At 61.5% G+C, this 13,029-nt stretch carries 15 protein-coding genes; 2 read left to right on the top strand and 13 right to left on the bottom strand.

Annotated elements, in window-relative coordinates:
* Positions 1 to 104: 104 nt before the first annotated feature.
* From ACSQ87_RS02675 to ACSQ87_RS02665, 3 genes are read right to left on the bottom strand one after another with little or no spacing between them, the layout of a single operon-like run.
* Positions 105 to 1,007: a transporter substrate-binding domain-containing protein gene (locus tag ACSQ87_RS02675; protein WP_223431186.1), complete on the bottom strand. Its 903-nt coding sequence runs from the start codon at positions 1,005 to 1,007 to the stop codon at positions 105 to 107.
* A 27-nt stretch (positions 1,008 to 1,034) separates the two neighbouring features.
* Positions 1,035 to 1,385: a RidA family protein gene (locus ACSQ87_RS02670; protein ID WP_149628292.1), complete on the bottom strand. Its 351-nt coding sequence runs from the start codon at positions 1,383 to 1,385 to the stop codon at positions 1,035 to 1,037.
* Between the two features lie 18 nt (positions 1,386 to 1,403).
* Entirely contained in the window at positions 1,404 to 2,645 is a 1,242-nt protein-coding gene (locus tag ACSQ87_RS02665) for a D-amino acid dehydrogenase (protein ID WP_436273309.1), read from the bottom strand.
* Positions 2,646 to 2,752: 107 nt separating this feature from the next.
* Between ACSQ87_RS02665 and ACSQ87_RS02660 the strand changes: the two genes are divergently transcribed.
* The gene (locus tag ACSQ87_RS02660) at positions 2,753 to 3,661 is read left to right on the top strand and encodes a LysR family transcriptional regulator (RefSeq protein ID WP_436273308.1); all 909 of its coding nucleotides are present in this window, start codon (positions 2,753 to 2,755) and stop codon (positions 3,659 to 3,661) included.
* Between the two features lie 5 nt (positions 3,662 to 3,666).
* Here ACSQ87_RS02660 and trhA read toward each other — a convergent pair whose 3' ends face one another.
* Positions 3,667 to 4,284 carry a PAQR family membrane homeostasis protein TrhA gene (trhA, locus tag ACSQ87_RS02655; protein ID WP_415758773.1) on the bottom strand — a complete coding sequence of 206 codons (618 nt, stop codon included), beginning with the start codon at positions 4,282 to 4,284 and terminating at the stop codon, positions 3,667 to 3,669.
* Positions 4,285 to 4,422: 138 nt separating this feature from the next.
* Here trhA and ACSQ87_RS02650 point away from each other — a divergent pair, with 138 nt between their 5' ends.
* Positions 4,423 to 5,343 carry a LysR family transcriptional regulator gene (locus tag ACSQ87_RS02650; protein WP_033060436.1) on the top strand — a complete coding sequence of 307 codons (921 nt, stop codon included), beginning with the start codon at positions 4,423 to 4,425 and terminating at the stop codon, positions 5,341 to 5,343.
* 185 nt (positions 5,344 to 5,528) lie between these two features.
* Here the strand turns inward: ACSQ87_RS02650 and madM are convergent, their stop codons facing one another.
* From madM to mdcA, 9 genes are all read right to left on the bottom strand, one after another.
* Positions 5,529 to 6,293: a malonate transporter subunit MadM gene (gene madM / locus ACSQ87_RS02645; RefSeq protein ID WP_223431181.1), complete on the bottom strand. Its 765-nt coding sequence runs from the start codon at positions 6,291 to 6,293 to the stop codon at positions 5,529 to 5,531.
* 1 nt (position 6,294) lies between these two features.
* Positions 6,295 to 6,711: a malonate transporter subunit MadL gene (gene madL / locus ACSQ87_RS02640; protein ID WP_223431180.1), complete on the bottom strand. Its 417-nt coding sequence runs from the start codon at positions 6,709 to 6,711 to the stop codon at positions 6,295 to 6,297.
* Positions 6,712 to 6,776: 65 nt separating this feature from the next.
* A complete protein-coding gene (gene mdcH / locus ACSQ87_RS02635) occupies positions 6,777 to 7,688 on the bottom strand; it encodes a malonate decarboxylase subunit epsilon (protein ID WP_436273307.1) in 912 nt (303 codons plus the stop codon).
* Positions 7,685 to 8,305, bottom strand: a complete 621-nt coding sequence (locus tag ACSQ87_RS02630) for a malonate decarboxylase holo-ACP synthase (RefSeq protein ID WP_436273306.1) — start codon at positions 8,303 to 8,305, stop codon at positions 7,685 to 7,687. The genes mdcH and ACSQ87_RS02630 overlap by 4 nt, the downstream gene beginning before the upstream one ends.
* The gene (mdcE, locus tag ACSQ87_RS02625; protein ID WP_436273305.1) at positions 8,299 to 9,102 is read right to left on the bottom strand and encodes a biotin-independent malonate decarboxylase subunit gamma; all 804 of its coding nucleotides are present in this window, start codon (positions 9,100 to 9,102) and stop codon (positions 8,299 to 8,301) included. Before mdcE ends, ACSQ87_RS02630 begins: the two co-directional genes overlap by 7 nt.
* Positions 9,099 to 9,941 (bottom strand): biotin-independent malonate decarboxylase subunit beta, encoded by an 843-nt coding sequence (locus tag ACSQ87_RS02620; RefSeq protein ID WP_436273304.1) that lies wholly within the window; start codon positions 9,939 to 9,941, stop codon positions 9,099 to 9,101. The genes mdcE and ACSQ87_RS02620 overlap by 4 nt, the downstream gene beginning before the upstream one ends.
* Positions 9,934 to 10,233 (bottom strand): malonate decarboxylase subunit delta, encoded by a 300-nt coding sequence (locus ACSQ87_RS02615; protein ID WP_008026217.1) that lies wholly within the window; start codon positions 10,231 to 10,233, stop codon positions 9,934 to 9,936. The genes ACSQ87_RS02620 and ACSQ87_RS02615 overlap by 8 nt, the downstream gene beginning before the upstream one ends.
* Positions 10,233 to 11,108 (bottom strand): triphosphoribosyl-dephospho-CoA synthase, encoded by an 876-nt coding sequence (locus ACSQ87_RS02610; RefSeq protein WP_436273303.1) that lies wholly within the window; start codon positions 11,106 to 11,108, stop codon positions 10,233 to 10,235. The genes ACSQ87_RS02615 and ACSQ87_RS02610 overlap by 1 nt, the downstream gene beginning before the upstream one ends.
* Complete coding sequence (mdcA, locus tag ACSQ87_RS02605; protein WP_436273302.1) at positions 11,108 to 12,778, bottom strand: malonate decarboxylase subunit alpha; 1,671 nt, start codon at positions 12,776 to 12,778, stop codon at positions 11,108 to 11,110. The genes ACSQ87_RS02610 and mdcA overlap by 1 nt, the downstream gene beginning before the upstream one ends.
* Positions 12,779 to 13,029 lie beyond the last annotated feature (251 nt).

The following is a 13,029-nucleotide window of genomic DNA, read 5'->3' as shown; positions in this document are numbered from 1 at the left end:
TCTCAGGTGTTCACAGATACTGTGTTGACCGCAGATCTAATGTGGGAGCGGGCTTGCTCGCGAAGGCCGGCGACGCGGTTTACAAGACATAAAAAACAAAAAAACTACTGCACCGGATCACTCACCGGTTTAGCGATGATTGCTTTCAGTTCGCTGGTCATCGGGAATTCCAGGTTCAGGCCTTTGGGTGGAATCGGTTGCTGGAACCAGCGCTGATAGATGCCATTGATCTCACCCGAACTGTACAGATCGGCGAGGGTCGAGTTCACCAACGCAAGAAACTGCGGATCATCCTTGCGCACCATGCAGCTGTAGATTTCCCGCGACTGCTCCTCACCCACCACAACCCAGTTATGCGGATCGCGAGCCTTGGCGCGTTCGCCGTAAAGCAGCGCGTCATCCATATAGAACGCCGCCGCCCGACCTGACTGCAGCATCTGGAACGCTTCGCCGTGGTCCTTGGCGCTGATCACGAACATATCGATCTTGTTATCGACGTTGTAGCTCTTCAGAAACCGCTCGTTGGTGGTGCCGGCGGTGGTCACGACGTTCTTGCCACGCAGGTCGGCGAAACTCTTGATGCCGCTGTCCTTCGCCGTGAGCAACTGACCCTTCACGTAGATAAACCCGTAGGAAAACGCCACTTGCTGCATGCGCTCGGCGGTCACGCCGGTGGAGCCGCACTCAAGGTCGACCGTGCCGTTTTGCACCAGCGGAATGCGCGTTTGCGAGGTCACCAGGTTGTACTTCACCTGCAGATCCGGCAGCTCAAGCTTCTGCTTGATTCGCTCGACAATCTTACTCGCCAGGTCCACCGAATAGCCCATCGGCTGCCCCGTGTGATCACCCACGTAAGAGAACGGCACCGACGCATCGCGATAGCCCAGCGTGATGCTCTTGGCATTGGCGACCTTGTTCAGCGTGCCGGTCAATGGCGCTTCGTTGGCCTGGACCTGACTGGCGAGCAGCAGGCCGAGGGTGCAGCCGATCAACGTGATTTTTTGCATTGTTATTCTCCGTTGTGGGTAGAGCGATTAGCGGCGGGCGGCGATCACGGTGATTTCCACCAGAACCTCTGGTCGGGCCAGTTGCGCTTGCAAGGTAGTGCGGGTCGGCGCGTTGCCCGGTGACAGCCACTGCGACCAGACCTCGTTCATGGCAGCGAAATCGCGGCCAATGTCGTTCAGGTAAATGGTCGCGTTGAGCAGATGATCCTTGTCACTGCCAGCTTCGGCCAACAACGCATCGATTTTCGCCAGCACCTCAGCGGTTTGGCCGGTGACGTCGGTGCTGTCACCCGGAACCTGTCCCGAGAGAAACACCAGATCGCCAAAGGTCACCGCGCCAGAGAGTCGGCTGTTGCTGTTGATTCGGTTGATGTTCATCGGTTTTTCCTTTTCAAGTCAGGCAACGCGGGGGGCGAGGCCCTGCATTTCGATTGAAGGTGCGCGCCGGGCGATCAACTCGCTGAGCACCCGGGCGCTGCCACAGGCCAGGGTAAAACCCAGGGCGCCATGGCCGAGGTTGAGCCACAGGTTGCGGTACGCCGTGGCGCCGATCAACGGCACGCCGCTGGGGGTGGCCGGGCGCATGCCGGCCCATTCGATGGCGGCGTCGTAATCGCCGGCATTGGGTAAGGTTTCCTGCGCCTGGCGCTTGATCAGCGCCAGCCGTTTGGGGTCGAGCGCCGTGTCGAAACCGACAATGTCGACCATCGCCGCCACGCGCAGCTGTTCACCGATGCGGGCGTAAACAATCTTGCGGTTGTAATCGGTGATGCTCAGCTCCGGCGCACGATGTTCGGCGCGGATGGGCAAGGTCAGGCTGTAGCCCTTGAGCGGGTACAGCGGCAGGTTCATGCCGGGCAGCGTCAACGCCGGACTGCGATGACCGGCGGCAATCACCAGTTGCTCGACCGCCAGCACCTGCGACCCCATTTCGACGGCCTGCACCGCGCCGTCCGCGTGGCGAATGCCGGTGACCTTGCGCCCGAGCAAAAACTCGCAACGCCCCGACGCCTGAAGCCGAGCCTGCAGTTGCTGGCAGAAAGCATGGCAATCGGCGACCTCTTCGTCAGGGGTATAAATCGCGCCCACAAACGGCGCCTCGGCCAGTGCAGGCTCCAACTGTGCGCATTCGGCCCGCGACAACACGTGCTGCTGTTGCGGATCGGCCAGGCCATGGCGCGCATGCTCAAAACTCGCGGTTTCACGAAATGTCACCAGTTTGCCGTTGCGTCGCCAGTCGAAACCGTCGAGGCGGTCTTCTTCGCGCCAGCCTTGCAGCGTGGCCTGGCTCAGCAGCGCCAGACGCAGCAGGTGCGCGCTGTTGCGCTGATTCACCGAGCGACGGCAGGCTGCCAGGAAGGACGCCATCCAGCGCCATTGCGCCGGGTCCAGGCGCGGGCGCAGCTTCAACGGCGAGTCACCGCGCAGCATCCAGCCAAGCGCCTGCAACGGTACGCCGGCATCGGCCAGTGGCGCGACGTAACGGTAGGACAACTGGCCGCCGTTGGCGAAACTGGTCTCGCTGCCCAGCGAGTCCCGGGCCTCGATCAGCGTCACGTCGATGCCGTCGCGAACCAGTGCGTAAGCCGTCGTCAGCCCGATGACGCCACCACCGATGATGCAAACCCGCTGAGCCATGTCTGTCCTTAACCGTTGTTGAAACAGACCTCAGATTAGGACCAGGTGACAGACCTTGAACAATGCTTAAAGATGCCTGACCCATAAACAAAGGTTATGGACTTGCCATGCGACTGCGACACATCGAGATTTTCCAGGCCATTCGCCAGACCGGTTCGGTCAGTGGCGCCGCGCAGTTGCTGCACGTGTCGCAGCCGGCGGTGAGCAAAGTGCTGCAACACGCCGAGCAGCAACTGGGCTTTCCGTTGTTCCTGCGGGTACGCGGTAAATTGCAGGCTACGCCCGAAGCCCTGGAGCTTGAGCGCGAGGTCGACAAGGTCACCGAAAGCCTGCAAGGCGTGCGACGCCTGGCCCAGAGCCTGCGGCGCGAGCCGGGTCACAGCGTACGGATCGGCGCGATCCCGGCGCTGGCCCTGTCGCTGCTGCCGCCGGCCATCAACGAGTGGACGCAACGCTACCCGGACATCGTCTGCGAATTGTCCAGCGCCCACAGCCGTGAGCTGATGCAGAACTTGTTGATGCGTGAAGTGGATGTCGCGCTGACCTTGCAGCCGCCGGATCATCCAGGCTTGAAGGCGCAAGTCTTGGCTTGCGGAGTTTTGGTGGCGCTGGCGCCGTTGGGCTATTGGACCGACGACGCCTTGGGCCAACCGTTGCCATTGATCGAACTGGCCGGTGCGCCGCTGATCGGCCTGTCCAGCGCCGACCCGTTGGCGGCCAGACTCGACAGCTACCTTGAGGCGGTCGATCCGCCGCCACGGGTTCGCATTGCCGTGCAGACCTATTCGCTGGCGCGGGCGATGGTTGAATCCGGTGCCGGGCTGGCGGTGATCGATCCGTTTACCGCGCTCGGCGCATCCTCCGCCACCACGGCGATTCGACCTCTGGCGCCAGCGTTACCGATCACGTTGTATGCGGTCACCCGCGCCGACGAACCGCCGCCCCACACTCTGAGCGACTTGTTGCAGGTGTTCAGCCGACGGGCGCAGGCACAACTGGACCGCTTGATCCCCTAGAGGCCTCAAAGGACATAAAACAGAATCGCCACGAAGTGCAGCAAACTCCCCGCGATCACAAACAGGTGCCAGATCCCGTGGGCATGGCGCAGGCGATGATCGAGGGCAAAAAAGATAATGCCCACGGTGTACAGCACGCCGCCCGACGCCAGCCAGGCGAAACCTGTACTGCCCAACGCCGCCAGTAACGGTTTGACCGCCACCAGCACGATCCAGCCCATCACCGCGTAAATCACGATCGACAGAATCCGCGCTTCCGAACGCGGTTTGATCTCTTGCAGGATACCGATCAGCGCCAGCCCCCAGACAATCCCGAACAGCGTCCAGCCCCACGGCCCGCGTAGCGTCACGAGACAGAATGGCGTGTAGCTGCCGGCAATCAGCAGGTAGATCGAAAAGTGATCGACCTTCTGCATGATCGCTTTCTTGCGCCCACGCACGCTGTGGTAAACGGTCGACGCGCTGTAAAGCACCAGCAAGGTAAACCCGTAGATCGCCACGCTGACGATCTTCCACGGGCTGCCATCCATGCTGGCGATCACCAGCATCCACACCACTCCAACAACCGCTGCCACCGCCCCGACCAGATGCGTCCAGGCGTTCAATCTTTCCCCGTGATACATGTGTTGCTCACCTCAAGATTCGTTGCAACATCGCGTAAGGCTCACGCCTGAAGGTTAAAAGCGCAATGTTTCAAAACACAAATCCCCCAAGAACCCACATACGTGCACAATCGAGCCATTCGAATAAGAGTCTGCATCATGCTGATCGATGAAGAGTTGACCCTGAAAAAACTCGAGGTGTTCCTGGCCTTCATGCGCACCGGTAACCTGGCCCGTGCCGCCGCCGAGTTGCAGACCAGCAATGTCAGCGTGCACCGGGCGATCCACTCCCTGGAAAGCGCCCTGCGCTGCCCGCTGTTCAAGCACGAAGGCCGCAATCTCACACCGCTGGAAAGCGCTTATGTGTTGGAAGAACGGGCGCAGAAGCTGATTCAGGACGTGGTCGAAACCGTGCGCCTGACCCGCGAAGCCGCCGGGTTCTCCGCCGAGCGCTTCAAGCTCGGCTCGCTGTATTCGCTGACGGTGAAGACCGTGCCGCAGCTGATCATGGGCCTGAAGATCCGCCGCAGCGAACTCAATATCGACCTGATCCTCGGCTCGAACTTCGACCTGCTGTACAAGCTCAAGAACATGGAAGTCGACGCGATCCTGGTGTCGCTGGACGAGAGCGTCAACGACCCGGACTGCGAGCAGATTCCACTGTTCTCCGACGACATCTTTCTCGCCACACCGGCGGATTCAAAGTTTGCCCAACGGACCGAAGTCGACCTTGCCGAAGTGCGCGACGAGACGTTCATTACGCTGACCCAGGGCTTTGCCACGCACCAGGACGGTAATCGGGTGTTCAAGCAGGCGGGGTTCGAACCGAAGGTGGCGATGCAGGTCAACGACATCTTCACTCTGCTGAGCATGGTCAGCTCGGGCGTGGGTTATGCGTTGCTGCCGGGACGGATTGCGGCGGTGTATGAGAACCGGGTGAAGCTGATTCCGTTGCAGGAAAAGTATCGGTTGCAGCAGCACATCGGGGTGGTGTTCTTGAAGGCCAAGGAGCGGGATCCGAATCTGCTGGCGTTGCTGGCTGAGTGTCGGATGTATGCGAATCGGAATGCTGCGGTGTGACTAAGAACCACCCCTCACCCCAGCCCTCTCCCCAGAGGGGAGAGGGGGAAAGGGAGCCGATCTCTAGCGCTTTCAGAACCTGAGTACGACTCAGATTTTTCAGGTCGATGTAGCTCCAAGAACAACTCGGTCAGTCCCCTCTACCCTTTGGGGAGAGGGTTAGGGTGAGGGGTGGTTTTCGAGCCCTACCCCACAATCCCGCGAACAATGAAGTACAGCAGCGAAGGCCCAAGCAAGCACCCAAGCCCGGTGTGAAACGTCGCCGTCAACGCGCCATAAGGCACCAACCGCCGATCCGTCGCCGCCAACCCGGCCGTCACACCGCTGACGGTGCCAGCCAACCCACCAAACACCATCGCCGAGCGCGGGTTATCCAGCCCCATCCAGCGCGCCGCCATCGGTGTGCCGACCATCACCAGAATCGCCTTGATCAACCCGGTGGCAATCGACAACGCGACCACATCCGAACTCGCGCCAATCGCCGCCCCGGTCACCGGCCCGACGATGTAGGTCACCGCACCCGCGCCGATGGTGGTCATGCTGATCGCATCGCGATAACCGAACACCCAGGCCATGCTCGCACCAACAATGAACGGCAGAATCGTGCCCAGCAGCAGCGCAATCACGCCGATCAAACCAGCCTTTTTCGCTTCGGTGGCCTGCACTTCAAACGCCGTGGCGACGATCGCAAAGTCCCGCAGCATGGCGCCGCCCATCAGACCGATGCCGGAAAACAGCGTCAAATCTGCCAGGCCTTTTTGCCCGCCAGTCAGGGTGCCGCCGACCCAGGCCAGAACAAGCCCAATCACAATGGCAATCGCCGAACCGTGAATCCGCCCAAACGTCAGGCGCTTGGACAGCACCACCGACACCCACATGATCACGCCGACGAACGCGAACGCCGTCACCAGACCGTTATGTTCCAGACCTTTTTCAATGAGATCCCACATATCAGCGACCTCCTACTGGAGTGCCAACCGGCGTGATGTCCGCCGGTTCATCGGGCAACGGTTCGCCTTTGTGAGTCCGGCTGATCAGCGCAATGGTGCAGCCGCAGATCACTACCGAACCAATCGCCGCGAGCACCGCCACCGGACCACCGTGCAGGGCGGTGACGACGTTCTGTTGCGCGGCCATCGCGACCACGACGGGAATGTACATGGCGCCCCAGAAACCGACGCCCATCTCGCAATCCTTGGTCATGCCGCCGCGTTTATGCATCCACAACCGCGCGCAGATCAGCAGGATCATCGCGATCCCGACGCCACCGACGTTTGATTTCACGCCCAGCAACACGCCGAGCATGTCCCCCACGATCACCCCTGCCAGCGTACAAATCGCCAACAGCGCCACACCATAAATAATCATTGTTGTTGTCCTCAAAGTGCATCGTCGAATGTTGTTTTTGTTGTTCGAAGGCCTGAGTCGGTGTTCTAGGGTTGGCGGCTTCCCTCCTCACGCAACAGCGCCTGCAAGGTATCGAGCCGCGCACCGTCGAAGGCAATCACGGTGCCCTGCTCGAACACCCGGCGCGCCAGCCCGGTCAGCACCGCACCGGGCGGCAGTTCGATCTGTAGTCGTACGCCGCGCTCGTAGGCGCTTTGTACCGTGCCGCGCCAATCCACCACGCGGCACATGTTGAACGCCAGGTCGTCGCGCAAGGCTTCCGTGTTGATAACAGGCCGGGCGCGACTGCCGCTCAGGTAACCCAGCGTCGGTGTTCTCAACTGCACCTTGGCGAAGGCTTTGGCCAGGGTTTTCGCCGGTGTTTCCAGCAGCGGGCAGTGGGACGGCACGCTGACGGCCAGACGTTTGGCCAGACCTGCACCGCGACTTTTCGCCAACTCGGCCACTGCTTTCATCGCGCCATCGCTGCCGGCAATGACCACCTGGTTATCGGCGTTGATGTTGGCCAGGTAAACCGGTGTTGCGTCGCTGTGAACTTGCGCGAGCAAGCCTTCCACTGTGGACAAATCCAGCCCCATGATCGCGGTCATGCCGTAACCCTGTGGATAAGCCTGCTGCATCAACTCACCGCGCAGGCTCACCAGATGCAGCGCATCGCTGAAACTCAAGGCGCCGGCGACCACCGCTGCCGGGTAAGCGCCGATGGACAATCCCGCCACGTAATCTGCCGTCATTAACAACTGTCGTGAAGCCGCGACGCCGGCGATCAGCAGGCAGAGCTGAACCGCTCTTGTCGACTTCAGCGCTTCGGCAGAATCCAGAAGAAAAGCGTCTTCCCCGAGGACTTCACTTGCCTCGATCACTGTTTCCACAGGCAAACGATGCAGCATGCCCGGCTGCTGCGCGCCCTGGCCGGGGAACACCAGCAAACTGCTCACGCTGCTTGCTCCTGTGGGTTCCAGGGATTGGTGACCAGACAGGCTTCACTGGCGTTTTTTAGCAGGACCCGTTTCGAGGGACCGGCCCATTCGCGCAGGGCGACAGCACCGAAAGGTGTCTGCAATTGCATGTCCACCTTGCAGAAAGACGCATCAAGCACCCTCAGCATTTCCTGTGCCTGAGAACGATCCAACGGCTGCGGTGTACGCAGGATCAAGTCGAGATCGCTGCCCTCATGCAATGCCTGAAAACCGCTGGCCAATTCAAACCCGGCGCTGCCGCTGACACCCCACACCCACTCACAGGAATCGAGCATCGGCCGCAGTTGATTGAGGGCGCGCACTGCCGGCAAGTCCCGATCAATCGAAACATGGCAAAGCGCTTCCGGCCGAACTTGACGCTGGATCGCATCGACCGACATCACCGTTGCAAAACGCTGCTCACGCAAGCGCCCACGCACCCCGACCGCGATGTGATCCGCCGCACTCAACGCACGCCGAACCACCACCGGTTGACCCGCACTGATCGACTCGATCACCCACGAAGGTGTATCCGCAGGCAACTGCTCCGGGGTCAGCCCCCAGAGCAGGTCGTGAGCCAGAAGCGTGTTCACCACTGCTCTCTCAGCAATTGGCGAACCTGACTCGACGCTGCACGGTTGCTCGCGCCCAAGCGGCTACTCAGGTCGCGCCCTTTCGCGGCAACATCGCCAATCGCCTGGTTCAGGCATTCAGTCACCCGCGTCACATCCGCCGCCGTCGGCTGCTCAATCTGTTCCACCGACAAGGTTTCCCAGAGCAAACCAAGGCTCGCGTAACTGTCGATGTCATACGCCATCGGCGGCACGCTGGCGGCCAGTGCTTCGAGTTCTTCGACGCTGCGCAACGTCACCCGCGCTGCCGACGCCTTGCCCATCGCATGAACCATCACGCCGGGATCGCGCAGGGCGATCAGCCGATTGGCCTGATACCCATGAGCCAGAAACGCCCCGGACATCGCCTTGCCCACCAGCAAACCGATCACGGCATGGCCGGCCAGTCGGGCGCGGGCATAACTGTCTGCCGCACCGGCCAAGGCCTGATGAATGCCGAGCGCTTCTTCGCGCCGACCGTAGGCCTGACTCGGCACGTCGACGATGGCGATCAAGGCACGTTTCTGCGGTTTATCCAGATCCGCCGCGATGACTTCATCCACGGCTTTGGCCAGTCCCCAACCTTCCAGCAAACCGACCTCGCCATTGCGGGCGCGGACGAAACGGTTGTCGGGATCAGCCACCACCGCGATAAAACGAACGGGCTGGTCACCCAAGACACCGTCGGCAACCATCAATGAAGCGGGTAAACCATCCACCGGTTTCGCGCCCGCACTCAAGGCGTTGAACCAGTTCAAACCTCTCAGGGAATACGAACTCATGAGCGCTCTCCTTGATACAGATCGCGAACCGTCGACGGCTCGATTTGCGGTTCGGCGTCCAGACGGGCCAGCCGTTGCAGGAACAGCTCGGCCTGACGGCTGCGTTGCTGTTCCGGCAAACCTTGCTTAAGCAATTCGCTGACCTGCTGCTGAACCTGCGCCACGTCGTCAGCGACAAAACGATCCACCAAACCGCTGGCGAAACGTTGCTCGCCACCGGTCAGGCTCCAGATGAAGGGACGATCACGGGAGTCGTATTCCTCAAGCCCGGCTTCCTGTTCGATCACTTGCGGACCGTTCAGGCCAAGCCGCGCTTCCTGAGTCACCAGCAAATAGCTGCACAACCCTGCGGCAATCGACATCCCGCCAAAGCAGCCGACGCTGCCCGCCACCACACCAACCACTGGCTGGTATTGGCGCAGATCGACAATCGCCGCATGAATATCGGCAATCGCCGCCAGCCCGAGATTGGCCTCCTGCAAACGCACGCCGCCGGTTTCCAGCAGCAACACGGCACGCGTGGGAATACCATTGCGGTTGTCTTCGGCGGCGAGTTCCAGCGCACCGGCAATCTTCGCCCCGCCGACCTCACCGAGGCTGCCACCCTGGAATGCACCTTCAATGGCGGCGATCACCACCGGCAAACCACCGATGCTGCCCTTGGCGATCACCACACCGTCATCGGCTTGCGGCACCACACCCTGGCGCGACAGCCATGGCGACATGACGCGCTGAAACGGGTCGAGTAATTCGCGGAAGGTGCCGGCGTCGAGCAAGGCCTTGGCACGTTGCCGGGCACCAAGTTCAACGAAGCTGTGTTTGTGGAGGAGATCAGTCATGGCCGATCTCCTCAAAGCCTTGTTCCAGACGCAAGCGCACCACACCCGGCGTCGCGCCGAAGTCGTGGATATCGATCGCCATCGCGGGCGGTGTCTGACCGTCGAACATCCGCGCAAACAGATGCTGCCAGCGTTGTTCGGCGCCGTTGACCGAGGTCTGCACCTTGATCGTCAGTTTGCCGGCCTGACCCGGTTCGATCAGCACTTCCAGATCGCCCGAGCCGACACAGCCCACCAGCGTCCGGCCGCGTGGCGGCTGCCCGGCGGGGAATTCAAAAGATAAGGTTTCCATCAGAAAGCTCCCTGGATGAGGCCGTCGCCAGACTCGATGCGGTCGATGAACAGGCAGGCTGCGAGTAAGTCAGCAGCACCGCCGGGCGAGGCATTCAACGCGATGAGTTGTTGGTCCAGCTCATGCAAACGACGGCGGCCGGCGAGGCTGGCACTGCCGCCCGCATCGAGCACGGCTTGGGCGCCGAGTTGCATGGTCTGCAGGCCTTGTTCGCCTGCGCGGTAGAGCACGCAGGTGTCGGCCAGATTCGTCATGATCGCCAGCAAGGCATCGAGGCGAGCGTTCTGCTCACCATGACCGGCGGCGCGGCTGCGTTTGAGTTGCGGCAGTGCGCGCTGGATCACTGCCGGGAAGCCGAGCTGGGCTTCTTCACGGGCACCGCGAGCGCCGTAACGTTGGACGACTTGCACACCGTGGCTCAGAGGACGCGGCGCGTAACGGTCGTCGAGCAAGGCCAGACGTGCGGCGCGCAAGGTAATGGCGCCTGCGCCAGTGGATTCAGGCTCCAGCGCAGTCGCCGCGACCAACAGACCCAAGGCCCAGATGGCGCCGCGATGGGTGTTCACGCCGCCCGTGGTGGCGAGCATCACTTCCTCGCCTTCACGACCGATCAGGCCAATCGCTTCGCGCAGCGGCAGACCGACCTCGCCGAACTCGATGGCCGCTTCCGCCATTTCCTTGAACGCAGGCCACAGGGACAGCGCCGAGGCGTGCATCAGCCCAAGGTGCAAATCGGTGTGCGCGCCATTGCCACGACGATCGACCAATGCCGGTTTCGGCGACAGGTCCGCTTCGTCGATCAGCACATCGACGGCCAGATCCGCCAACTGCTCAGCCAGGGACAGGGTTTTCGATTGCAGGTTAAATGCGTGCATTACCAGCTCCTGAACTTGGCGGGCGGGTTGTAGAGGCCACCGGACCACTCGACCAGATCGGCCACGCTTTTCGCCGCCAGCAGTTCGCGGGTGGCGTCGGTGCGGCGGATGCCGAGGTCTTCGGGCAAGGCGATCAGGCCTTCGCGGCGCATGCGCGCGGTGTCTTTCGGGTTGTGGCGCAGACCGATCACGGTGACTCCGGCAACGGCCGCGATCATCGCCTGACGTTCTTCCAGCGAACGCGCTTTGTAGAGATAGGCGATGCCTTCTTCAGTCAGCAGGTGAGTGACGTCGTCGCCGTAGATCATGATCGGCGCCAGCGGCATGCCGCTTTTCTTCGCCACTTCCACGGCGTCGAGGGTTTCGACGAAGGTCGGTTTGCCGCCCTCCTGGAAGGACTCGACCATTTGCACCACGAGTTTCTTGCCTCGCTCCAGTAGCGCTTCGGGCGCATCGTCATGGCGCATATCGAGCCAGGCCGGCGTGCCGTGACGGCGGCCGCGCGGGTCATGGCCCATGTTTGGCGCGCCGCCGAAACCGGCCAGGCGACCGCGTGTCACGGTGGAGGAATGGCCGTCGCCATCGACTTGCAGCGTCGCACCGATGAACAGGTCCACCGCGTATTGCCCGGCCAGTTGGCAGAACATCCGGTTGGAACGCAGGGAGCCATCGCGACCGGTGAAGAACACGTCGGGCCGGGCGGCGATGTAGTTTTCCATGCCCAATTCGGTGCCGAAGCAATGCACGCTTTCGACCCAACCGCTTTCGATGGCCGGGATCAAGGTTGGGTGCGGATTGAGCGTCCAGTTGCGGCAGATCTTGCCTTTAAGGCCGAGGGATTCGCCGTAGGTCGGCAGGATCAATTCGATGGCGGCGGTGTTGAAACCGATGCCGTGGTTCAGGGACTGGACGTTGTGTTTTTCGTAGATCCCGCGGATCGCCATCATCGCCATCAACACGTGCACAGGCTTGATGTGGCGCGGGTCGCGGGTGAACAGCGGTTCGATGTAGAACGGCTTGTCGGCCACCACCACGAAATCGACCCAGGAGGCCGGGATATCGACGCGGGGTAACTCGCTGACATCGTCCACCAGTTGATTGACCTGGACGATGACGATGCCGTCGCTAAAGGCGGCCGGTTCGATCAATGCCGGCGTATCTTCGGTGCTTGGGCCGGTGTAGATGTTGCCGGCGCGGTCGGCCATGAAACCGGCCGAGAGCACGACGTTGGGAATCAGGTCCACCACCAGCCGCGCATAGAGCTCGATGTAGGTGTGAATCGCGCCGATTTCCAGCAGACCATCTTCCAGCAACTGGCTGATCCGCAGGCTTTGGGTGCCGGCGAAAGAGAAGTCGAGCTTGCGGGCGATGCCGCGTTCAAACAGGTCCAGATGCTCGGAGCGTCCGACGCTGGGCATGATCATGTGCAGATCATGCAGCTTCGCGGGATCAGCCTTGGCCAGGGAGCGGGACAGAAAATCCGCCTGCTTCTGGTTATTGCCCTCCAGCACCACACGGTCGCCGGGCAGAATCAACGCCTCCAGCGCCGCAACGATTTTGTCGGTGGGTAAGACCACACCATCGGCGAGACCCCGTACCAGCTCGAGACGCCGCTGCTTTTCGCTGCGCCGCCGCGTCCATCGCGAGTCGGGGGATATTGTTGTTGTCATGACCACTCCACGGGTTCGCTGTCGTGGGAGTCACCTTAGGAGTGTTGGGTGGGGGGCATCAATCAAGCAGAGAGACGGATCGTTACGGTGACCGTAATGGTTTGAGATCTTCGCTGGGTCCCAGATCGACCCCTCACCCTAACCCTCTCCCCAAAGGGGCGAGGGGACTGACCGAGGTGTCTTTCGTTATACATCGACCTGAAAAACCGAGTCGAGCTCAGGTTACGAAAACCATGAAGATCTGCTCCCTT

Origin of the sequence: Pseudomonas sp. LjRoot277 (assembly GCF_964253845.1) — a bacterium.
In the GTDB taxonomy this organism is placed as follows: domain Bacteria; phylum Pseudomonadota; class Gammaproteobacteria; order Pseudomonadales; family Pseudomonadaceae; genus Aquipseudomonas.
Note: the sequence above shows the minus strand (reverse complement) of the source record. Positions and strands in the feature narration are given on the sequence as shown.